The sequence below is a fragment of the Perlabentimonas gracilis genome, assembly GCF_011174675.1.
GTDB classification, from domain to species: Bacteria; Bacteroidota; Bacteroidia; order Bacteroidales; family Tenuifilaceae; genus Perlabentimonas; species Perlabentimonas gracilis.
Genome location: NZ_JAANIG010000030.1, coordinates 35,362 through 56,210, shown reverse-complemented (window position 1 = coordinate 56,210; position 20,849 = coordinate 35,362). Strand labels below are relative to the sequence as shown.

Here is a 20,849-nt window from a genome sequence, read left to right as displayed (position 1 = left end):
ACTACTTCAGCTTTTCGCTTTGATGTCCAGTAACTGTTCTTTTTCATACCGTCAGAAATTTAGCAATTTTTCTGCTCGGTTTTAATTGGGGCTAATATAGTGCCTAAAGTTTATAAAGTTCATAAAGTTTGGGGTAAGTGGTATGACCCTGCCTTTGCCGGCCCGCCTGACCACGGTAGTCGGGCAGGCAGGCAAGCTGACAGCGTGCAAAGCTCCCTGCCAAAGGAAAGTGCAGGCAAGCTGTCAGCGTCAATGAAGTATTGGGTTTTGAGTTTAAGGTTTAAGGTTTAGGGTTCACAATGTTTTGAATGATAGGGTGATTGGATGATTGATTGGAAGACCTACCTTACTGGCGTCAGGGCAGGCAGGTTGATTGGTTGATTGATTGGATGATCTGACAGCCCTGCCTGTCGCTTGTTTATCCTGCCTACCAGCAGTCAGGCGACAGCAGACAGGGTGCGCCCCCCCTGCCAAAGGAAAGTGCAGGCAAGCTGTCAGCGTCAATGACGTATTGGTTTTTGAGTTTAAGGTTTAGGGTTCACAATGTTTTGAATGATTGGATGATTGATTGAATGACCCTGCTTGCCAGCAGGCAAGCTGCCTGAGTTCAGTGGTCAGGCGGGCCGTCAAGGTAGGCAGGGAAAACCGATCTCGTCATCCAGCCAAAGAACAGCTGTTTTACGAGAAAGGCAACCGATAACCGATAACCAAATAACTTAGACCCTAAACGCTGACAGAAACTTAGCACCGTGTCTGCCGACAGGCAGGGCTGTCAGGTTTAGGTTTCAACTTTACATACTCAATCCCTACTTCTCCAAGCTAGCCACAGCGAAGCTGGCCTCGTTTAGGCTGGATCCCAGCTGGAACTTGGTTATCTTCATCTCTGAACGGCGCTTGTTCTGCACGTTTTTCATCTCCATGGCAAACGAGAAGTACTTACCGTTAGGTTGTTTGCGGTAATCGGCAAAAGTTTGCACCTTGTAGGGCTTATCGAAACGGTCGAGCAGCTCGCTTTGCTGCACCAGATAGGTGCTTTTGTCGATGTATGAAATACGCTTGCGAAAACCATACTCCAACTCCACATCGCGGTTTTTGGCAGTGGCTTCAATTTTCCAGCAATCCCTGCCGTTAAAGGTTTCCTCACCCAGCAGTTTGTACTCAAAATCGTCGATATTAGGGCGGCTCATATCGGCATTGGAAAACTCTGAGCCCATGAAGCTCTTGCCCCGCTCGGTGCTAACAATACGACGAGTTCGGCGCAGCGAAGGCAGGTAAACCCACATATCGTCACCCTTTTCCTCGTAATCGTATATCAGAATTGATGTACCCTGAACATCGGCTGGGGCAATAAACCGCATAAGCGTTTTGGTTACCCCACCAAAAGTGCCTGTGGCAACTGCCACCTGGCGCTCGCGCGTGTTACCTCTGTTATCATGTATGTATAGCGTTGTGGCCATTTCCATAGATGAAAATTCAATGGCATCGGACGATTTTATTGATATTTCGCGAGCATCCTGTGCAAAGGTTTGTAACGATAGTAGCGAAAGTGCCAGCATGGTAAAAAGAAATGTTCTCATTTTATTCTGATTTTTTGGTTTAGTATAATCCTATCTGTTAGGTACTACTTCTATTTTAGTGGAAAAATCTTAGGATCGTTTGACCGAAGCCCTCCGCCTGAATGATTCAGTCGGGCAGGGAAGTCGGAAGGTTGAAGTATGTTAATTCTGTCTTCCGTCTTCTGTCTTCTTTCTTCTGTCTTCTGTCTTCCGTCTTCAAACCCAAACCAAAAATTTAAGTTTGCTATAATTTATACAGTTTCCACGAAGTTGGTAGTAGAAGCATCTGTTTAAAAACAATATCAACATAAATACCTTACAATTTGGGGCTTGCACCATTTTTCTCTAAAAATTTTGGTCGAGTTAGCAATGCTACCGATGGCACCAAAATAAGGGCACACAGCAAGCACAGCAGCAGCGAGAAGATGATGAGGAAAGCGAAGGTTTTAAGCAGCACAATTCCCGAAAAGAAAAGCACGGCAAAACCTATGATTACCGAGAATGCGTTGATGGCAATTCCACGACCAGTGGTTGTAAGGGTGTTAAGAATAGCTACTTTGTAATCGCGGCCCAAGCCCAACTCGTACTTTAATCGCCAGAAAAGATGGATGGTGTAATCGACCCCAATACCAATAGCTATGGACGATATAAGCGAGTTGCCAATATCGAGATGTAGCCCAAACCAGCCCATTAAGCCAAAGTTACAAACCAAGGTGAGTAACAGCGGGATGCTACCCATAAGTCCTGCCGAGAAGGCACGGAAAATTATCCACATAAGAATGGCAATGGCCAGCAGCGCAAATATAAGCGAGTAAACCTGCCCACGCACAATGGAATTGCCCATTTGCTTCTCAATTAGGCATTGCCCGGCAACAACGGTTGCGTAGGGTGTTTGGCTTACCAAATTGCGAATTTTTGCCTCTACCCTATTCAACTCCTTCATGTTGTTGGCAACAAGCTGAATATTCATAACCGCTTTGGTATAATCGAAATCTACCAGCTTTTCAAAATCCTCGGGGTCGCCGCTCATGCTGTAAAACTCAATGTACTGCGCAATAGCCTGACGGCTATCGGGTATTTTATCGTAAAACTCGCTATTGGGCTCGTTAAGCGAACGGCTAATAATACGAATAACCGATGCCAACGATGTGGCGCTCCCCACGCTGGGGTCTTGCTCCAGCTCGGCTTCGAACCTATCCATGGTCTGTATCACCTCAGGCTCCATAATATCGCCCTCAAAAAGTATGTTGATATTTTTGGTGCCACCAAAGTCCTTGTTGGCAATATCGGTTGAAATGCGCAGCGAGTGGTCGCTTGGTAGCATCTTCTCAAAATTGATACTTACCTGCAACCTGCTAATACCAATGCCTGCAATAATCATGAAGCTAACAAATACAAACACTACCCTTAAGGGCGACTGGGTTGATACTTTACCCGCCCACGTTAGAAAATGGCTAACAAACGAGGTTTTTCCCTCCGTTTTAAAGGCTTTGGGTTTACCCTTGGGCATACGAAGCATTACTGCCGGAATAAAAAACAGGCTCAACGCCAAAGCAAAACCAATGGCTATTGAGCTCACAATACCCATTTGCTTGGCAGGCAGCATAACGTGAGCAACCAGCCCCATAATTCCAATTATGGTGGTTAGGGCGGTAAGCACAATGGGTTTTGCCAGCTGAGTAACCGACTCGTTAACAATTTGAGCCATGCTCCAACTAGGATTGCTTGCATTAAGTTCCTGATAACGTGCTATTAGATGCACGCCATAATTATTGGCAATGGCAATCATCATGATGGGAACAATTACTGCAATTATGCTTAAATCGTACCCCAGAATGGGCATAAGCCCCATTGCCAGTGCAATAGACATTACCACCACAGCAAATGGCAGCAGTACACCCCTCCGCTCTTTAAACGATAGGTAAAGAAAGATGAGCATAATTATTAGTCCCAGTGGCATAAGAATGGCCAAATCGCGAATAGCCTTACGCTGTATCTCGTACCTTAAAAAGGGTAACCCGTTGATATAAACTGGCTCATCGCCAGGATTCTCTGCCAAGGTAGCATCTATAAACTCAAAAATTTGGTCGTCGGTTACACCCTCGTTAGCATTTAGAATGATGGAAGTGTACCTAAAATTGTCGGAAACCATAAGTTTGTATGCCAATGGATTCTCCTTCAGCTCCTGCCTGAGCTGCTCTCGCTCCTCATCGGTTTGGGGCAAATAGCGCACCGCAGGGTCAACCATCATAGCGCCATCCTCGCCCCTAATGTACTTAGTTTCGAATAGCGATAGCACATCATCAACCAGCTCGGAATACTTTAGCGTTGCATTAATAGCCTCGACCCTTTGCAGCGTTTGTTCCGAGAGCACATCATCGGCCTCAAAAATTAGCAGTATGGGGTCGTACTTGCCAAAAATCTGCTCCAGCTTATCGTTGTTCAGCTTAGCCTCAATATCATCGGGCAGGTAAGCCATTAAATCGGGGTTAATGCGCGCTTTGGTAAGCGGCAAAACCATTAGCAGCGTCACAATAATTGGCACAACAATTAGCCAACGCCAGTATCGAGTTATAAATGTGTTTGTGTTCATAGCTTTGGAGATTATGTTGATTGATTGGTTGATTGGTTGATTGGTTGATTGGTTGATTGCCCCTGCCTTTGCCAGCCCGCCTGACCACGGTAGTCGGGCAGGCAGGCCGGCTGACAGCGTGCAAAGCACCCTGCCAACGGCAGGCAAGCTGAAAGTGTCAGTGAAGTAGAGGGTTTAGAGTTTAGAGTTTATTAAGGGTTTGACTTTTGACTTTATGAACTTTAAACGTTAAACTTTAAACTTTAAACTTCGAATTCTAGGCACTTTAAAACACTTTCCTCCTAAAACCCTACCTCAAGCCCAACAAACACGCCGTTCATAACCTTACCCGCCATATTGTATATAGATTGGTCGGGACCAAGCATGTAGCTACAGCCAATATTTGCTGCCACGGCATCGGTAAGGCTCCACTTCACCTTACCTCTGAACAAATGCTCCTCGGTGGTAATATTGTAAGCCCCAGCCAGCTCAACATTCAGTTGCTCGTAAAAAAACGACCTGTTGAGCGAGAGAAAAAGCATATGGTTGGTTTGCTCCTGCTGATTAAAGATGCGCCGGTTGTACATCATCGATTCGTACTGGGCCATTTCAGAAGCATATTCCATCATAGCATCAGGGGTGAATCCGGTTAGGATTGGCTCGGTAAGCTCAGCAAAATCGAAAGTATACTTACCAACGTATTGAAAAATTGCCGTGATTTCAAAAAAACTACGCTCAATACCAACAACATAAGAGAAATCGGGATTTGGAGTTTGCATCTGCTGCTGGTAATCGTCTGTTATACTAAGTGCACCCTCGCCCCGCACAATCCATGATTTTATGGGAATAGCAAAATCGGCTCCAATGGTTTGCATAAAGTATGGCGTTGGGCTAAACTCTACCCCAAGCGGATTAATGGAGAAGTTGGTTAGCGAAAATCCGTAGAATGGGTTATAGCCAACAAAATACGAGAGCGATGCGCCCATAAACGACTCCTCAAGGTTAGCCCTTATGGCCAGCGCACCCTTATCGAATTGCAAAGTGGGGTATTCCAAGCTAGCAAAAGTGGCAGGCTGATCGGTTTGAAACAGGTCGTACCGATAAACCGATGGCCGATAGAATGGAATGGCAATAAGTTCAACATCGAAAGTATGCGCTGGGCGTAAGCGTGCCCTAAGCATAAAATTCGATAGTTTCTGGTCATCGGGCTCGTTGGTAAAAAAAAAGTAATCGTTAGGCGTGATGTTGTTGGTAGGATTAAAACCATCGGTACGCCCCCAGGTAACAATTTGGTTACCTAGGAACAAATCAACATTATCGCCCTTATAACCACCATAAGCCTCTTTAAGTTGCAGCTGCAGCTCACGCGCTCCAAAGAAAACGCCCTCGCGCACACGCATATCGGCCACCAAAAAGGCTTTGTTCTTCTCGAGCGAGGCTATTAGCGAGAACTCGCCAAAGGCGTTGGTGTAATCGTACACATCGCCAGCACCATACGCCACTCCCCTAACAAATCCGCTGAACTTAAGCGATGCTTTATCGTCGCCAGATGTTGATTCGGAGGTCAAATCATCGAAAATGCTTTGGCCATATCCACTTATTGAAGCTAGCGCAAAAATTAAAATTGGGATAGCTATCCTTCTCATATAATTTCAGATTTATAAACAGGTTAAACATATCCCAAAATTAGCGCAGCATAGGAGTTATAACGGTTTTTAATTTAAAAGTTGAACCGCAGCTTGTGGTTGGAGTTTTTAAAGTTAAACTGGGAGAATTGATCCGCCAGTGGCCTGTCTAACTACAGCCTGCCTGCGGTAGGCAGGGTAGAGCGGACAGGTAGATTGATTGAATGATTGCTTCTGGCAAGATTGAATGATTGGTAGACACTATTCATTGCCAACTGCTTTTTGTCAACTTAGAAGAACGAGTTTAAGGTATAGAGTTTACAGTTCAAAGTTTAGGGTTTAGGGTTTAGGGTTTAGGGTTTAGGGTTCATAAAATTTGGAATTGATTGAATGCCTGCCTCAGCTTGTCTCAACTTTTCTCGTAAGTGATAACTGACGAGATAAGCAATAGCTGACGAGGGGATGCGAAGCATAACGAGAGCAGGATTGAATGATTGACGTTTACGAACCCTCTATCCGACTACCTTGGTCAGGCGGCCGTCAAGGCAGGCAGGAATTACCGATTACCGACAAACTAATTAAGAATTGCGGAACTGCTGCGGAGTGAGCCCTGTAAGGCGCTTAAAAACAGTGAAGAACGACGACTTGCTGCTAAAACCACACTCGTAACCTATAGCCTCGATAGAATACAGATTGCTGGTATCCTTGAGCATTGCTTTAACCTCGGCCACGCGATACTCGTTTACAAACTGAAAGAAATTTTTGCCAATATCCATATTCAGCACCTCGGTTACTTGGTATTTTGGATACCCCAGCGCAGAGGAAATCATATCCATATTCAGGTCAGGATTAAGGTAGGGTTTTTCGTTGTTGAAATAGCTCTCGAGGCTTTGCCTAATCTTGCTCTTGCGTGTAGGGGTTAGTAACGATTGGCTATAGCGTTGTGGCTTGTCGTTCTCGGATTCAATATCAACAAAAATAACCTGCTGCTGCAAACCGTAGAACCCTAGTATGTATACCATTAGTAGCATTGCTGAGTAGTTGTATATGGGCGATAGTGGTACGCCAAGATCAACAAAAACAGACGTCATGGCTATGGCAATGGCAGCAAAACAGTATATGTTATAGAAAAACACCACAAACAGCAACCACCCCACCCGCTTATTGCTCTCGATATTTGAAAATTCGTTTACAATTCGTTTCCTATGCCTGTATAGGGTAATGGCTGTGCTGTAGTTATAAATTGCCCATGATAGGATTGATGCCAACGAGAATATAACCCGAAACCAGAAGTTGGAATCCTGTGCAAGAAATCCTTGCATAGCGTGCGGAATGTGAAGTATGTAGGAAAAGGATTCGAAAAATACGAATGGTACAAGGTGAAGTAGTTGTAGATATTTTAGCTTGAATTTTGTATCAATTAGCGACTGAACATATAGATAGAACGCTGGATTAAAGAGCAGAAACGAGCTCGAGAGCAGTGGGTAATCAAAAACCGAGTAATCGATAGCGCAGGTTAAAAACTCGATGGCCAGTAACGATAGCCAAGCGGTTAGCAGCTTATCGGACACGCTGCGATTGCGCTTGCCAAGCATAATAATTGCGGCAAATAGCCCCTGCGAAAAACCTACCCAAGCAATTGCTTCCATTTTTTTTGTTGATATTAAAGTTCGTTATACGATTTGCGAATGGCCAGCCCAATGGCCTTTGCCAGCAGTGGCGGAACGGCATTCCCCAGCTGCACCAGCTGCTTGTTTTTGGGGCCTTCAAAAATAAAATCGTCGGGGAACGATTGCAAGCGCGCCATTTCGCGAGCAGTGAGTACCCTTGGCAACTTTGGATGCACATTAACCCCGCCATGGTTTTCCTTTATGGTGCATGACGGTTCGTCCCAGGCACACTTTTTCCAAGCATCGGAATAGCCCTTGTACAAGCTTTTGCCAGCCTCCAGCGCAAGCATACGCTCCGCCATATCGGGTCTGTGCTTAGTAGCTACGTGATTAAATTTTGGGTTGTCGGGCTTGTCCATTAAATCGGCAATGGCCTCACCAGTTGTAACATAATGGCTAGGTTGTAAAAATGGTTTTGGATGAAAGTTCTCTTTACCAATGCGATTGCCAATAAATATTACCCGGTCGCGCTTTTGCGGAACGCTATAGTCGGCTGCCCGCAGCACTGTTACATTAATGGCGTAACCTGCCTGCTCAAAATCGTTCAGAATCATCTGCTCTACCTTTCCGCCCAGCATCGACCTAAGGCCTACCACATTCTCGCACACCACAAATTCGGGTTGCAAATTTTTAACAATATCAAGCAGCTCCTTATACAGCGAGTTACGCGGATCGTCAACAATCCTATTGCCTGCCATACTAAATCCCTGGCAAGGGAAACCACCAGCCACAACGTTTAATTTGCGACCATTTAGCTCACTCTTAACCGTTTGGTAGAACTCGTGTTTCTTATCGTTGCACTTAATATCGCCCTCAATAAACGGATGCGAAAAGTTACGGCGGTAGGTTTTTCCCGCTTCGGGGAACCAGTCTAGCCCGCAAATCCCACTTAAGCCAGCCATTTCGAAACCTTTGGTTATGCCACCAGCACCCGAGAACAGATCGACAAACGTAAGCTCACTCTTTGTAGGTTGTGCCCACACATCATCAATATCAACCCAGCGAACCTCATCGGAGCCGTTGGTTCTCCTGTATCCTGTAGAAACTTTTTTCTGATTATTATGATTCTTCACCTTACCGTCCAAATCGAAATGCTCGGGTTGCTGTGACGATAGGTTGATAAACTCCTCTAGGGCATCAACGGGGATTCGGTAAACCCCACCAACTTTAACCGACTTGAGCTTGCCGCTGGCAATATGACGGCGCACCGTTTTTTGCGACAGGTTTAGCATTTGCGCCACTTCTACAATGGAGTGAAACTTATTGCTCATTACTTATTGTCTAAATTTGTCCACTTTGCATGGCAAATGTAACCATTTTTACACTGCCACAAAACGCCTTGTAAGGGTTCCATCGCGATTTTCGATTATAAAAATGATATCGGATTTTACATTGCTGTGCTTAATAAACTTTCCCTCCTCGGTTATTCGCTCTGCGTATTCCGTAAAGGCTTTCTCCTTAAAATCCCACTCACAACGCAATTTTAATGTATTACGAGTGGATACAAAGGAATGATGTACTATAAATATTCGATTCTGCATACAACGCCGAACCCCGGTGCTTTGGTGAGTATAGTAAAAATTCACCAGCTGCTCAGGATGTTTAAAGACTGTTGACATTACACTACGGAATTGCTTAGGCACCTTGGTACTTTTTATATCAAACCGCAGCACCGGGTTGCTATTAAATTCAATATCGTACGTCTGATCCCTTGGGTTTGGATTAGGTTGTACATTACCATTTGTTGCAAAGGTGTGCTCATCGCACCTAGCGCATTGCCACAAAAACCAACGGTGCTGAAAGTAGTGTTGGGTGGAATCAGGCAGGCCTTGAATCTTATGGCACAAGTCGGTATAGCTTTGAATTGAGAACAGATTGACTAGCCTATCAGTAGCATCATTCTGCACCGCTCCCCAGGTTAGGGGAATTTCTGCTGATATTTTTTGTAACTCAATTTTTAGGCTATGGTACTGATTGCTGTTCATTGGTAACACCATATGGTTAAGGTAAATATACAATATTTTGCAATGCTAACAGCAATAACCTTTGTAGTAAATAGCAAAGCAAAAAATAGCTGAAAGCAGCAATAATATTTGTTGCAATCGAAATAACACCAACCATTAACTTGCGCTATGAGCGGTAAAGCCATTAGCTGCAGCGCAGCAGAAATCGTTGTAGAAACATACCAGAAAAAAACAGTACGAGCTACGTTAGCTGCGGAAATATCTGTGGAGCTTAGTATTAACGGTGCGCTGCACCTCAATTTTGGCAACGCTACATCCTCTCTACAAGTATTAACGGTGCTACGCACCTATGTTACAGGAATAGCATTAGCTGCAGCGCAGCAGAAATCGTTGTAGAAACATACCTAAAAAACAGTACGAGCTGCGTTAGCTGCGGAAATATCTGTGGAGTTTAGTATAAACGGTGCGCTGCACCTCGATGGCTCTTGCACGGGCTCTCTCTACCATTATTCACGGTGCTACGCACCTATTTTATGCTAGCTGTGGTAGTATGGGTAGCCGCATAGCGGCGGGAATATTGGTAACCACAGAGCATCCTATGCCCCCGAGCTGCAGCGCAGCGGTAATATTTGTACCAGTACCAATTTCTAATTATCCTCCCAGCTATTCCCATCCTCAAAAAGCTCAAACAAATACTTATCGTCGTATTTCACATGTTCTTACGCAGAATCTCCAGGTACTCATCTTTAAAAGGTGTTTTCTTATGATGTTCCTCCTGCTTAAGAATATAGTTCACTACGGTATCTACCTGCGAACGCGAATGCGTAAACGCTCCATACCCTCTCTGCCATTCAAACTTATACCGCGATAATTTTTTATATTTTATCCAAGCACAACTCGATGTTTTAATCTCTTCTACTAAATCGGGAACTAGCTGATTTACATAATAACCAATAAAAATATGTATGTGGTCGGGCATACAATTAATTGCAAGCATCTTATGCTTATGATTTTGCACTATTGTTGTGATGTACTTTTCTAACTCATCTTTCCAATTTCTTTTAATTAGAGATTGCTTTTTTTTGGGTGAGAAAACCAAGTGCACATAGAACTGGGTATAAGTATTTGCCATATTCATATTGTTTAAAATATTTTGAAAGTGCTGATTATCAAATATAATATTTTATACACTAACATTTACTACAAAATACTAAGCGGTTAATTTACTGAAAAAGTAAGTTGATTACTTCAAACATATTGGAAACGGTTAAAATTTATTTTTCTGCAATCTCTAATTATTGTGAGCGTAAGCAAACACATAACAAAAAAAGGCGGAAAAACCCGCCTTTTAACAATCAATCTCTTAATCTACCGCACGCTACGAGATGGATATCTGGCGTGCTGGCTTTTCTTTTGCTTCCTCTTTCTTTGGGATAGTAACGGTAAGTATCCCTTCTTTGTATGTAGCCTTAATTTTGTCGCTGTCGGCGCCATCGGGTAGGCTAAAGCTACGCTTAAATGCAGTGTAGCTAAACTCCCGGCGCATTACCTTCTCATCTTTTTTCTCATCCCTAAATTCTTTCTCGCTCGAGATGGTTAGCACGTTGTTGTGAATATCCACATTGAAATCTTTTTTCTCGAGACCAGGGGCTGCCACCTCAATGGCAAACTCGTCCTTGTTCTCCATAATGTTCACTGCTGGAACAGTTCCCAGATTGGTGTTATCAAAGAAATTCGAGAGAAAATCATCGCCAAAAAAGGCATCTACTAAGCTGGGAACACTACTACCTCTTGATCTTAACATTGGTATCATAGCTAAATCCTCCATATTTTAGTTAAACATCAGTTTTTGTAATTTTACTTCGGTTAAGCATATTTCAAAGTAAATACCAAATCATTTTTTAAGTCATAATGACATTTTCCAAACACTACAATATGCCATATCGACATAAACAAAGAAACCTCTATCAGAATCTCTCAATTCTAACAGAGGTTATAACATTGATTATTTGCACTTTCTATTCGAATATCTCCGATTTGTTTATTCCCTTGATGGCATTACGGCGAGTTGCCATAAATACAACAAAATGCATCAGCAGAAATACTCCCCAATAAACTGCTGTTAGGTGAACTACCTTAACATTTTCAAACCTAGAATTAAAGTTGAGATAGAAAAGTATTTCGGCAATGGCGTTGCAAATAATATAGGTAGTTAGGTGAAACCGAAAACCGATATCGAAAATGGGTAACGACTCGTAATCTTTTCGGCCAAAAATCCACCCCATGGCAAAAACTACAACAGCGTAAACAGATGCTAGCACCCAAGCCCCGGTAAACATTTCGGCATCGAGCAAGCGGCTTAAACCTAACCTAAACGGTATGGTAAGCACAATTAGGACTATCGCAAAACGTAACTGGTTGGTTGTGATGTACTTCATTTCTTCTCCTCCAAATTTAGTAGTTGTTTAATACGTTGATTAAAGAATAGGCTAATATTACGCTGTACAAACTGGTTAAGCAGCGATTCGCCCAACGTGGTAAGGAAATAGTACTTTCGTTCTGGCCCCTTATTCCCCTTGCCTGTTTCAAAATCGACAACACCCAAGTGTTGAAACTTGCGTAGGGTTCGGTAAAGGCTTTGTTCCTCGCAAGTCATGGTGTTGCCCGACTGCTCCTCGACAAAAGTTTTAATTTCGTCCACATACTTTCTGTCATCCTTTAGCGCAAGGAATATCCACAGCGTGAGCTGACCTTTTTTGTATGTCTCTTCCCATGCAGTGAGTAAATCGGTTAATAAATCATTATTAGACATAACATTTTGAATTAATCATTATGTATTAATCATCTTGTTTAATACAAATGTAATACAATTATATCTTATCATACAAATTATTTGATAGATATTTATAATAAAATCCTTATTTATCTGTTTATCTACACCTTACAAATGTCAATTGTTTTTTCATTGTATTCAAGCAATAAAAATTCAATAATTCATTAATGGTGTAAGCGATAGTTTAATACTTTTGCGTGTTGTAAAAAAATATCATATAAAATGGGAAGAGCATTTGAATATAGAAAGGCGCGCAAGCTAAAACGTTGGGGCAATATGGCCCGGGTATTCACTCGTATAGGTAGAGAAATTACCCTTGCTGCTAAGGCAGGTGGACCAGACCCCGATACCAACCCGCGTTTACGACTGGCCATTCAGAACGCCAAGTCGGAGAATATGCCCAAGGATAATGTAGAAAGGGCAATTAAGAAAGCTACAGAGAAAGACACCAAGGATTACAAGGAGCTTGTATACGAAGGCAAAGGCCCCCATGGCATAGCCATAGTTGTTGAAACGGCAACCGATAATCCAACCCGTACTGTGGCCAATGTGCGTAGCTACTTCACCAAGTTTGGTGGCACGCTGGGAACAACAGGTATGCTCGATTTTCTGTTCGACCGTAAGTGCTCGTTTGAAGTTGAGGCTAAAGAAGGTGTTGATTTGGAAGAGTTAGAGTTGGAACTTATTGATTTTGGTGCCGATGAGGTATTTGCTGATGACGATAGCATTATGATTTTTGCTGAGTTCACCGGATTTGGCCCAATTCAAAAATTTTTAGAAGAGAATGACTACAACATTAAAACATTCCGTTTTGAGCGAATACCCAACGATACCAAGGAGCTAAATGAGGAAGAACAGGCCGATGTGGAAAAACTCATTGAGAAATTAGAAGATGACGACGACGTAACCAACGTATTTCACAATATGCAGTAATGCACCTGCATTTTTATATGCAAAAAAGCCAGAACTCGCTATGTTCTGGCTTTTTGCGTAATAATTCTTCAACCCTATTCGGGAAAAATTAGCAAAGGTATTTCAGCATCGGAAAGCATCTTACGTGTGAGCGATGGATTGAATAATCGCTCTAGTACACCCCGCTTATGCATTGTTAATGCCATTAGGTTGATGTTTTTACCAGTTATGTAGCCCTTAAAAGCTTCAGAGGCGCTCTTGCCGCGAATCATTTCAAACTCAATAGGGGTCTTCTTAAAGGTCTTTTTGGCGTAATTTTTTAAGCTTTTCTGCTTAGCCAGCATCATTTTGTTGTCTGGATCGTCGGTTACGTTAGCACAAACCAGGTTTACGCTAAAGCCTGAGAGTATGGTAACCAGCTTGCGTATGGCCACAAAATCGTTATCATCGAAACGGGTAGCATACAGCACGTTCTTCACCTCATCAATACCCTTCAGGTTAGCGTGTTCGGGTATCACCAGTATGGGAACTTCGCTATCGCGAACCACCTCGGCAGCAACGCTGCCCACCAGCTCGGTACTTCTAAACCCTTCGCTTTTGGTACCCATAATAATCATCCCTGGCTTATATCGCCTACACATATCTACAATGGCGTAGGATGCAAACCCCTCGCAAAGCGAGTATCCAATACGCACATCCTTCATCCCGTTATCATCTGCAAACTTACGAAGCTTATTAAAAAACTTGATTAGATTCTCCTTGGCCGTTTTCTGTAGAATTTGGTAACTAATATCTACATCAATCTGGATGCTAGCCGCATCGGTAAATGGAATCATATCGACCACTGGCGAGTTGAAAACGTGCAGTATTTTAACCTCCGATTTATAGATATTGGCCAGCTTAAGCGCAAAGTAGGCAGCATTTTTCGAATGCTCGGAAAAATCGACAGGTACCAGTATCTTTCGAGGCTGTCCCTCCCCCTTGGCTTTCTCCTGTCGATATGCAGCCAGAAGCTTGATAGCCTTTTCGACATCGTTTTCGGCTATTTGAACCTTTACATTATCCGAAACGTTAGGCTGAACTAGGTTCACGTTTTTTAGATAGCACTTTATACCATTGGACTCCAAGTAACTTTGGAGAACTAACGCACTGGTATAGGTCTCGTTGGCTATTACAATTAGTTTGTCGTCCATAGCATTATCATTTTAAAGGATTCACTGGTAATTTACAAAATATTGAGATTCCGGTCAAGTATATTCATCCATTTTAGCATAGGATAATAATAGTATTAGCAAGCATAAGACTATCAATCCTGTAGTAAACTTTTTTTGATATTTAAATTTCAAAACCATAGATTTGTGATATGGGAATCGGGATTGCAAATCTGCATGATCACCCATGGGTCAAATTTTTCGAATTAAATCTAGCTGCACTCCTTGAGCATACACAGCGCAGCAAAAAGTTAGTATTATGCATATTATCGACCTCTCCGTATTTGTAGTTTACATGATTTTTGTGCTGGGTATTGGGTACTACTTCCTCCGAAGGAACAAAAATGCCGACGATTACTATGTAGGTGGCCGCACCATGAGCAGTTTTCACGTAGGATTATCAGTTGTAGCCACCGATGTGGGCGGTGGGTTCTCCATTGGTCTTGGTGGTCTTGGGTTTATTATGGGCTTATCGGGATCGTGGATGCTATTCACTGGCCTAATTGGCGCATGGCTTAGCGCTGTTTTCCTTATACCCAAAGCTAGTAAAATAGCATCTAAACTTAAACTCTTTACGTTTCCTCAACTTTTTGAGCACTTCTATAGCCCTAGGGTTGCCCTATTGGCTGGCATAATCTCAGCCATTGGTTACATAGGTTTCACCAGCTCGCAGCTACTTGCTGGTGCAAAGCTGGCATCGGCATCGTTCCATAATCTTGATTTGAATACTGCCCTAATAATAATGGGTGTAATAACTGTGCTATACACTGTAATGGGAGGGTTAAAAGCGGTGATATACACCGATACTTTCCAGTGGATTATACTAATGGCTGGGCTCATACTCATTGGGATTCCCTTGGGATACCAATCCATTGGCGGAGTGGAGGCCATTAGGGAAACCCTATCGCACGACTTCATGGCACTCAACAATGTGGAGTGGCAAACGCTGCTAAACTGGGCAGTTACAATTATTCCCATCTGGTTTGTGGGGATGACCCTTTACCAACGAATTTACTCAACCCGCACCGCCAAGGAAGCGCAACGTGCGTGGTATATTGCAGGAATTTTTGAGTGGCCCCTAATGGCATTTATGGGTGTTATCCTTGGTCTGTTTGCCCGAGTAGCCTTTGAGAATGGTATGTTTGCCTATATGGATTTTGGCCCCGGCAGCGATTTGGATGCCGAGATGGGTTTACCCCTACTCCTTCGCACCATACTGCCCGTGGGATTAATGGGGCTTATGATGTCGGCGTATTTCTCGGCCATCATGTCAACTGCCGATAGCTGCCTTATGGCGGCATCGGGCAACGTGCAAACCGATATTTTGCGTAAGCTGTTTAAATTGCCCGAAGGGCAAAAGTCCACTCTTAGAGTTTCGCAAATCATAACGCTGGTAATAGGTGTTCTCGCTTTACTGTTTGCATGGCAAATGGAGAATGTGCTGGAGCTTATGCTCTACTCATACGCATTCATGGTAAGTGGACTGTTTATTCCCGTTCTAGGCGCATTTTACTGGAAACGAGGAAGTACCATAGGGGCATTCTGGGGTATGCTTGTTGGGGGCGGTACAACCCTAACGCTCACCATACTAGGGGTGAATCTACCATTTAACTTAGATCCCAATATTTTTGGCATCACCGCCTCGTTGGTAGTTTTTATTATTCTATCGTACTTATTCCCAGGTAGAAAAAATATTCTCGCATAATTTTTTTAAGATAATGTTTGGTTATCAAAATAAATGTATTTTAATTTGCGGAGTAGAATATAGCAAAATGACAACAATGATTTGCATTTCTTGGTGGTGGCAAGGTAAAAACTCTCAAACTAGGGGGCGTTAACCTTATTGCTACTACTCAAGTAACCATATAAGGCCGCAGGTAACCCCTGCGGCCTTTCTTTTTTTTAATCGCATCAACTCACAATTTTGAACCATTTTTTTCTAATACTGATTTGGACATGGCGTTGGCGGGGCCTCCCCGCCCAGCAAAAGCGTGCGCCCTACGTGGGCGCTGTGTGCAATGCTATAATGTGCACGAGAATTATAAAAGGTTGATTGGATGATTAATGACCTGACAGCGTGCAAAGCACCTGTCAGCGTCTAAAAAGATTGAATGACCTACCTTCGTTAGGCAGATTGATTGAATCAACAAAATCAAAACAAGTTAAAAATCAGTAAAAAAAAGAAATTATGGAAACCACAAATATCACATACACACAAGTTCAAGTATCGCCCCTAAGCACAATGCTAAACCATAGCGATGGAATGTACGGAAATTATGGAGGTGCGTACGTTCCCCCAGTACTTATCGAGCCTTTGGCTAAACTTGCCGAGGCTTTCGATAGGGAAGTTCGCAACGAATCGTTTCAAAAGGAGTTTGTTCACTACCTAAAAACCTACGTGGGCCGACCATCGCCACTATACTATGCTCGTCGATTGAGCGAGCACATTGGCTCAACCATCTACCTAAAGCGCGAGGATTTGAACCACACAGGTGCGCACAAAATTAACAATACCATTGGGCAAATAATTCTTGCCAAGCGCATGGGTGCCAAGGAGATTATTGCCGAAACGGGCGCTGGTCAGCATGGCGTGGCAACAGCTACAGCTGCTGCACTCATGGGCATACCTTGCAAAGTTTTTATGGGCGCTATAGATGTTGAGCGCCAAGCGCTTAACGTGCGCCGTATGAAGCTACTTGGAGCCGAGGTTATTGCCACCGATCTAGGCACAAAAACCTTAAAGGATGCTGTTGATGCTGCCTTGGGATACTACATTGAGCATCCCGACTCCTACTACCTGCTGGGTTCGCAGGTTGGGCCTCACCCCTATCCACGAATGGTGGGCTACTTCCAAAGCGTAATTGGACAGGAAGCGCGAGCGCAAATACTAAATGCCGAAGGCAGATTACCCCAATCAATATTTGCCTGTGTTGGTGGTGGTTCCAATGCCATTGGGCTATTCTCAGGCTTTTTAGAAGATGTGGAAGTAGAAATTTTTGGCGCCGAGGGTGGTGGAAAAGCCACACTAGAGAATACCGCCGCAACCTTATCGCTGGGTAAACCCGCCGTTTTTCAGGGAACCTACTCGTATTGCTTAGTGGATGCCGATGGAAATCCGGTTGAGTCGCATTCCATAGCTGCCGGATTGGATTACCCGGGCATAAGCCCACAGCACGCATACCTTATGGATAAAGGAAGAGCAAATTACTTCCCTGTAACCGACGATGAGGCCCTTGAGGGCTACAAGCTGCTATCGCACCTTGAGGGCATTATCCCAGCGGTGGAGTCGAGCCACGCCGTAGCGCTAGCCGCCAAAATGCTAAAAGGCAAAGGCGATTTGGCCGTTGTGAACCTCTCGGGTCGTGGCGATAAGGATGTGGAGCGAGAGCTGGAATAGGCACCTATTTTGATGTTTAAACGAAAGAACGGAGTGAGTGCTTTTTGGGTGCTTGCTTCGTTTTTTTAGAGTCGAAAGTCAGAAAGTCGAAAGTCGGAAAGTCGGATAAGTTATGAGTTGTTGGTTGGTGGTAATCGGCAATCAACTAACCTGCCTACTCAGACGCCGTTAGGCATCCTGCCTGCTGGCAAGCAGGGTCATCCAACCTGTCCGTTAACTGATGGATTATTCACTCAGTTAAGCAACTCAAATAAGTTACTCACGGGGTGATTATATGCTCAGCATAAAGTCACCCCGTGAGTATTATCATCCAACCAATCCGCCAAATGTAGGAGAATCAATCGACTGAAAGCATATGCTTAAAGGGTTTGCTTATATTTTCAGACCTATGCTATATATTGAAACGCACTCCAGCCCCAACCAGTATCTGCCCAATTCCAGGAGATTGCATAATTATCAACTTACTATTTGCGAAAAGAGTTAATGATTTTGACAGCTCAAAATCGAACCCAATACCACAAGTTACTCCAAAAAAATAGTTGGTTACAAGTATGTATTCCCCTTCAAGTCTATAGTTGCCAGGAAATATCTCTACTGGAGTAGTAATCGTTGATCGTAACTGGTCCTCTCGGGAAAAAGTTACTCCTGCATTTACAACCACCCCAAACCATTTTTTCTTAATGGGTTGGATAAAGGGGGTTAGGCTAACAAGCCTGGAGCTGTATGAGTAGGGTATGTAAAGATCGGAGGGCCAGTATGGAAAGAACCATTTGTCGCTAAAATGGTACTGGGAGTAGCCCAATGATACGCCATAGAATCCTTTCCTTAGGCCATACTCCACACCCAGCATTTGACCGGGATAATCGTCACCTCCTACTGAAACCATCGAATACACACCTAGCCGGTGTTGGATGCTGTCGCGATTGGCAGAGTAGCTTGCTTGGTTTCCCCACAAAAGGAAAACTAAAACCAGTACAAAAAAATATTTCATAATCAACCTTTAAAAAGTCCATACGAACTATCTGTTCATATTATAATCACAGCTAAAGGTAATAGCTTACCCCAAGGGAAAACACCCTATTCTTTTGGGTTAAAAAGAGCCCCTGATTCACATTGGGCAAGCCGTGCGTGTAGGATATGTTTAATCCCACCCGCCCAAAACGGATTCCTGCTGTTGACGCAAGCCCATAATCGAATCGCTGGTAAGCGCTCTCGTTGGCATTGCTTACTATAAGAGAATAACTTCTTCCGTTGCTATCGTAATATGTGCTCATAATACCAATACCCAGATATGGGCCAAGGCCTACATAGCTATCGATTCCAAGTAGATTGAAGTGAACTTTAGCTACAACAGGCACATCGAAGTAAATTAGGTTCAAATATTCTGTGCTGAAGTACTCATACTTCTCCCCCTTGAAATTTAAAAGGAGCCCCGCATCAACTGACAACATTTCTGTGATTTCAAACCCCTTGTTGATTCCCAAATAAAATCCAAGTTTTACACTTCCGGGGGTGTAGCCCTCAATTGTTGAATTTGTCGAAAAACGAGAAAGGTTAAGCCCCCCGGTCAGGCTAAACTGAGCCTGAGTTTCTAGGCAAAGGAGCGTAAGGGCTCCTATAATCAATACTTTATTAAACTTATTCATAATGCTATGTGATAATTAATATTTTTTTAAGCTTAGGTGCCCACTACGGCTTTAGCTGAAGTATCAAGTATCCATTTTTGCTGTTCCAATCATAAAAGAATCTGCTTAGTATTGAGGGCTTGACTTGGAGTCAAACCCTCAATAAGCATAAGTTAGTGTAAGAGCATTACTGCTCCTCATTACTCAGGTAGAACCTGAACTTAACATGATCCTCGGAGTAGACTAGCATATAGTGAAAGGGGATATCCCCTCCTGTCCAATCGAAAAAATCCTGCTCAATATCATAACCCTCAGCAAAAATTGGCTCCTGATCCTTTCGCCATATGGCAATGTATATGTCATCGTGTACCGTTTTAACTTTAGCAGAATCAATATACCGCGTAAAATCGCTGCTACCGCCGCGAAGCATAACTATTTCAAATATTATTGTGCTGTCGGCTGCCTCAATTGTGAAAGGGCTATGTAATTTTGTTGCAAAGTTTTCATTATTAGAATAGACGAAAAGTTCAACATCGTCATCAAAGCAATTATGCACAGACCATTCCATAGTATTCTCCTTATCAAAACAGCCGCTTAAAAAAAATACGAGCACAAGGCTAGAAACCGTAATGGCTAAATGCTGAAGTAATTTGTGTATCTTTTCCATACCTAGAAATAAGTTTTTGTTTCAGTTTCTCATGAGTATTCACATCGCTGGTCATACAATCAAAGATTTGTTTGGGAGTTAAACCTGCATTCTCAACAAGTCGTTTTAGTATGTACGGCCTAAACCACTTCCATTCGGCTTCATACCAATCCCCCGGTAAATTCTGCGTTGCCAGCATCCCGCCAATGTAGTAGCCCCACATTTCGCCGATGCCACAGTAGCCGGCATTAGGGCGGGAGGCATCCCCGTAGGTAGGTTGGTCATAGTATTGAGTGCTTGACTTAAAGTCAAACCCTCAATTTATCCCATTTACCTTTTCTCCTGCAACTTCAACGTAAAACGATACTCTGCATGGCTACCACCGTGTTGAATTTTATTCCTGCCTCCCCAATTATTATAAGCAAAAAAATCGGGTAGAGATTCAAATCCCTCTGCATATTCAAAATCATCCATACTGCGCCAAATTGCCACAAATGACTCATATCCTTCAATTTTCAGCTTTGCTGAGTCGATACGCTCAATAAAGTATTTTTCTCCAAAACCACTTCTATCATTTGTTTTTAAGGAAACGAACTTCACATAATCTTCTTTAGGGATGATGTAAGATTCATTCACCTCGCCCTCAAAAGGGTCATTACTCATATAGAGAAACAACTCAATTTCTTTATCCAACTTGTTAAGAAGAGAATACTCCGCAATCACCTCACGTTCACGAGAGGTAATGAAAATTTGCAGAACTACGAGCAATTTAAAACCCAAATTCTGCAAATACCTCTGTAATTCCCTGTTGGCGCCCATATCTTTGAATTAAACGGTT

The 20,849-nt window shown here is 43.2% G+C and carries 19 protein-coding genes; 4 read left to right on the top strand and 15 right to left on the bottom strand.

Annotated elements, in window-relative coordinates; genetic code table 11:
- Nucleotides 1-806: 806 nt before the first annotated feature.
- The 6 genes from G8O23_RS12775 to G8O23_RS12750 form a co-directional block, all read right to left on the bottom strand.
- Nucleotides 807-1,577, bottom strand: a complete 771-nt coding sequence (locus tag G8O23_RS12775; protein ID WP_166365434.1) for an outer membrane lipoprotein-sorting protein — start codon at nt 1,575-1,577, stop codon at nt 807-809.
- Nucleotides 1,578-1,872: 295 nt separating this feature from the next.
- The gene (locus G8O23_RS12770) at nt 1,873-4,149 is read right to left on the bottom strand and encodes an efflux RND transporter permease subunit (protein ID WP_166365432.1); all 2,277 of its coding nucleotides are present in this window, start codon (nt 4,147-4,149) and stop codon (nt 1,873-1,875) included.
- A 281-nt stretch (nt 4,150-4,430) separates the two neighbouring features.
- Nucleotides 4,431-5,774, bottom strand: coding sequence for a hypothetical protein (locus G8O23_RS12765; protein WP_166365430.1), 1,344 nt, complete (start codon nt 5,772-5,774; stop codon nt 4,431-4,433).
- A gap of 557 nt (nt 5,775-6,331) precedes the next feature.
- Nucleotides 6,332-7,402: a helix-turn-helix domain-containing protein gene (locus G8O23_RS12760; protein ID WP_166365428.1), complete on the bottom strand. Its 1,071-nt coding sequence runs from the start codon at nt 7,400-7,402 to the stop codon at nt 6,332-6,334.
- A 14-nt stretch (nt 7,403-7,416) separates the two neighbouring features.
- Nucleotides 7,417-8,694: a DNA cytosine methyltransferase gene (locus G8O23_RS12755; RefSeq protein ID WP_166365426.1), complete on the bottom strand. Its 1,278-nt coding sequence runs from the start codon at nt 8,692-8,694 to the stop codon at nt 7,417-7,419.
- Between the two features lie 48 nt (nt 8,695-8,742).
- The gene (locus G8O23_RS12750; RefSeq protein ID WP_166365424.1) at nt 8,743-9,408 is read right to left on the bottom strand and encodes a hypothetical protein; all 666 of its coding nucleotides are present in this window, start codon (nt 9,406-9,408) and stop codon (nt 8,743-8,745) included.
- Nucleotides 9,409-9,555: 147 nt separating this feature from the next.
- Between G8O23_RS12750 and G8O23_RS12745 the strand changes: the two genes are divergently transcribed.
- Nucleotides 9,556-9,783, top strand: a complete 228-nt coding sequence (locus G8O23_RS12745) for a hypothetical protein (protein ID WP_166365422.1) — start codon at nt 9,556-9,558, stop codon at nt 9,781-9,783.
- Nucleotides 9,784-10,096: 313 nt separating this feature from the next.
- On the opposite strand, the gene tnpA is transcribed toward G8O23_RS12745, so the two are convergent.
- The 4 genes from tnpA to G8O23_RS12725 form a co-directional block, all read right to left on the bottom strand.
- Nucleotides 10,097-10,519, bottom strand: coding sequence for an IS200/IS605 family transposase (gene tnpA / locus G8O23_RS12740; RefSeq protein ID WP_219932514.1), 423 nt, complete (start codon nt 10,517-10,519; stop codon nt 10,097-10,099).
- Nucleotides 10,520-10,765: 246 nt separating this feature from the next.
- Nucleotides 10,766-11,191, bottom strand: a complete 426-nt coding sequence (locus G8O23_RS12735) for an Hsp20/alpha crystallin family protein (RefSeq protein ID WP_166365420.1) — start codon at nt 11,189-11,191, stop codon at nt 10,766-10,768.
- A gap of 214 nt (nt 11,192-11,405) precedes the next feature.
- Nucleotides 11,406-11,825, bottom strand: coding sequence for a hypothetical protein (locus G8O23_RS12730; RefSeq protein WP_166365418.1), 420 nt, complete (start codon nt 11,823-11,825; stop codon nt 11,406-11,408).
- Complete coding sequence (locus G8O23_RS12725) at nt 11,822-12,199, bottom strand: PadR family transcriptional regulator (protein ID WP_166365416.1); 378 nt, start codon at nt 12,197-12,199, stop codon at nt 11,822-11,824. The genes G8O23_RS12730 and G8O23_RS12725 overlap by 4 nt, the downstream gene beginning before the upstream one ends.
- A 243-nt stretch (nt 12,200-12,442) precedes the next feature.
- On the opposite strand from G8O23_RS12725, the gene G8O23_RS12720 reads away from it, so the two are divergent.
- Entirely contained in the window at nt 12,443-13,153 is a 711-nt protein-coding gene (locus G8O23_RS12720; protein WP_166365414.1) for a YebC/PmpR family DNA-binding transcriptional regulator, read from the top strand.
- Between the two features lie 74 nt (nt 13,154-13,227).
- Here the strand turns inward: G8O23_RS12720 and G8O23_RS12715 are convergent, their stop codons facing one another.
- Nucleotides 13,228-14,325 carry a universal stress protein gene (locus G8O23_RS12715; RefSeq protein WP_166365412.1) on the bottom strand — a complete coding sequence of 366 codons (1,098 nt, stop codon included), beginning with the start codon at nt 14,323-14,325 and terminating at the stop codon, nt 13,228-13,230.
- A 277-nt stretch (nt 14,326-14,602) separates the two neighbouring features.
- Between G8O23_RS12715 and G8O23_RS12710 the strand changes: the two genes are divergently transcribed.
- Nucleotides 14,603-16,048: a sodium:solute symporter family protein gene (locus G8O23_RS12710; RefSeq protein ID WP_166365410.1), complete on the top strand. Its 1,446-nt coding sequence runs from the start codon at nt 14,603-14,605 to the stop codon at nt 16,046-16,048.
- A 483-nt stretch (nt 16,049-16,531) separates the two neighbouring features.
- Nucleotides 16,532-17,740: a tryptophan synthase subunit beta gene (gene trpB / locus G8O23_RS12705; protein WP_166365408.1), complete on the top strand. Its 1,209-nt coding sequence runs from the start codon at nt 16,532-16,534 to the stop codon at nt 17,738-17,740.
- Between the two features lie 391 nt (nt 17,741-18,131).
- On the opposite strand, the gene G8O23_RS12700 is transcribed toward trpB, so the two are convergent.
- The 4 genes from G8O23_RS12700 to G8O23_RS12685 form a co-directional block, all read right to left on the bottom strand.
- Entirely contained in the window at nt 18,132-18,731 is a 600-nt protein-coding gene (locus G8O23_RS12700) for a hypothetical protein (protein WP_166365406.1), read from the bottom strand.
- 52 nt (nt 18,732-18,783) lie between these two features.
- Nucleotides 18,784-19,386: an outer membrane beta-barrel protein gene (locus tag G8O23_RS12695; RefSeq protein WP_166365404.1), complete on the bottom strand. Its 603-nt coding sequence runs from the start codon at nt 19,384-19,386 to the stop codon at nt 18,784-18,786.
- Nucleotides 19,387-19,552: 166 nt separating this feature from the next.
- Nucleotides 19,553-20,032, bottom strand: coding sequence for a hypothetical protein (locus tag G8O23_RS12690; protein WP_166365402.1), 480 nt, complete (start codon nt 20,030-20,032; stop codon nt 19,553-19,555).
- A 309-nt stretch (nt 20,033-20,341) separates the two neighbouring features.
- Entirely contained in the window at nt 20,342-20,830 is a 489-nt protein-coding gene (locus G8O23_RS12685) for a hypothetical protein (RefSeq protein WP_166365400.1), read from the bottom strand.
- Nucleotides 20,831-20,849 lie beyond the last annotated feature (19 nt).

What these genes read in the sequence shown, in the direction of transcription:
- G8O23_RS12775 (WP_166365434.1), bottom strand. Translation starts at nt 1,577, where the DNA reads ATGAGAACATTTCTTTTTACCATGCTGGCACTTTCGCTACTATCGTTA.
- G8O23_RS12770 (WP_166365432.1), bottom strand. Translation starts at nt 4,149, where the DNA reads ATGAACACAAACACATTTATAACTCGATACTGGCGTTGGCTAATTGTT.
- G8O23_RS12765 (WP_166365430.1), bottom strand. Translation starts at nt 5,774, where the DNA reads ATGAGAAGGATAGCTATCCCAATTTTAATTTTTGCGCTAGCTTCAATA.
- G8O23_RS12760 (WP_166365428.1), bottom strand. Translation starts at nt 7,402, where the DNA reads ATGGAAGCAATTGCTTGGGTAGGTTTTTCGCAGGGGCTATTTGCCGCA.
- G8O23_RS12755 (WP_166365426.1), bottom strand. Translation starts at nt 8,694, where the DNA reads ATGAGCAATAAGTTTCACTCCATTGTAGAAGTGGCGCAAATGCTAAAC.
- G8O23_RS12750 (WP_166365424.1), bottom strand. Translation starts at nt 9,408, where the DNA reads ATGAACAGCAATCAGTACCATAGCCTAAAAATTGAGTTACAAAAAATA.
- G8O23_RS12745 (WP_166365422.1), top strand. Translation starts at nt 9,556, where the DNA reads ATGAGCGGTAAAGCCATTAGCTGCAGCGCAGCAGAAATCGTTGTAGAA.
- tnpA (WP_219932514.1), bottom strand. Translation starts at nt 10,519, where the DNA reads ATGGCAAATACTTATACCCAGTTCTATGTGCACTTGGTTTTCTCACCC.
- G8O23_RS12735 (WP_166365420.1), bottom strand. Translation starts at nt 11,191, where the DNA reads ATGTTAAGATCAAGAGGTAGTAGTGTTCCCAGCTTAGTAGATGCCTTT.
- G8O23_RS12730 (WP_166365418.1), bottom strand. Translation starts at nt 11,825, where the DNA reads ATGAAGTACATCACAACCAACCAGTTACGTTTTGCGATAGTCCTAATT.
- G8O23_RS12725 (WP_166365416.1), bottom strand. Translation starts at nt 12,199, where the DNA reads ATGTCTAATAATGATTTATTAACCGATTTACTCACTGCATGGGAAGAG.
- G8O23_RS12720 (WP_166365414.1), top strand. Translation starts at nt 12,443, where the DNA reads ATGGGAAGAGCATTTGAATATAGAAAGGCGCGCAAGCTAAAACGTTGG.
- G8O23_RS12715 (WP_166365412.1), bottom strand. Translation starts at nt 14,325, where the DNA reads ATGGACGACAAACTAATTGTAATAGCCAACGAGACCTATACCAGTGCG.
- G8O23_RS12710 (WP_166365410.1), top strand. Translation starts at nt 14,603, where the DNA reads ATGCATATTATCGACCTCTCCGTATTTGTAGTTTACATGATTTTTGTG.
- trpB (WP_166365408.1), top strand. Translation starts at nt 16,532, where the DNA reads ATGGAAACCACAAATATCACATACACACAAGTTCAAGTATCGCCCCTA.
- G8O23_RS12700 (WP_166365406.1), bottom strand. Translation starts at nt 18,731, where the DNA reads ATGAAATATTTTTTTGTACTGGTTTTAGTTTTCCTTTTGTGGGGAAAC.
- G8O23_RS12695 (WP_166365404.1), bottom strand. Translation starts at nt 19,386, where the DNA reads ATGAATAAGTTTAATAAAGTATTGATTATAGGAGCCCTTACGCTCCTT.
- G8O23_RS12690 (WP_166365402.1), bottom strand. Translation starts at nt 20,032, where the DNA reads ATGGAAAAGATACACAAATTACTTCAGCATTTAGCCATTACGGTTTCT.
- G8O23_RS12685 (WP_166365400.1), bottom strand. Translation starts at nt 20,830, where the DNA reads ATGGGCGCCAACAGGGAATTACAGAGGTATTTGCAGAATTTGGGTTTT.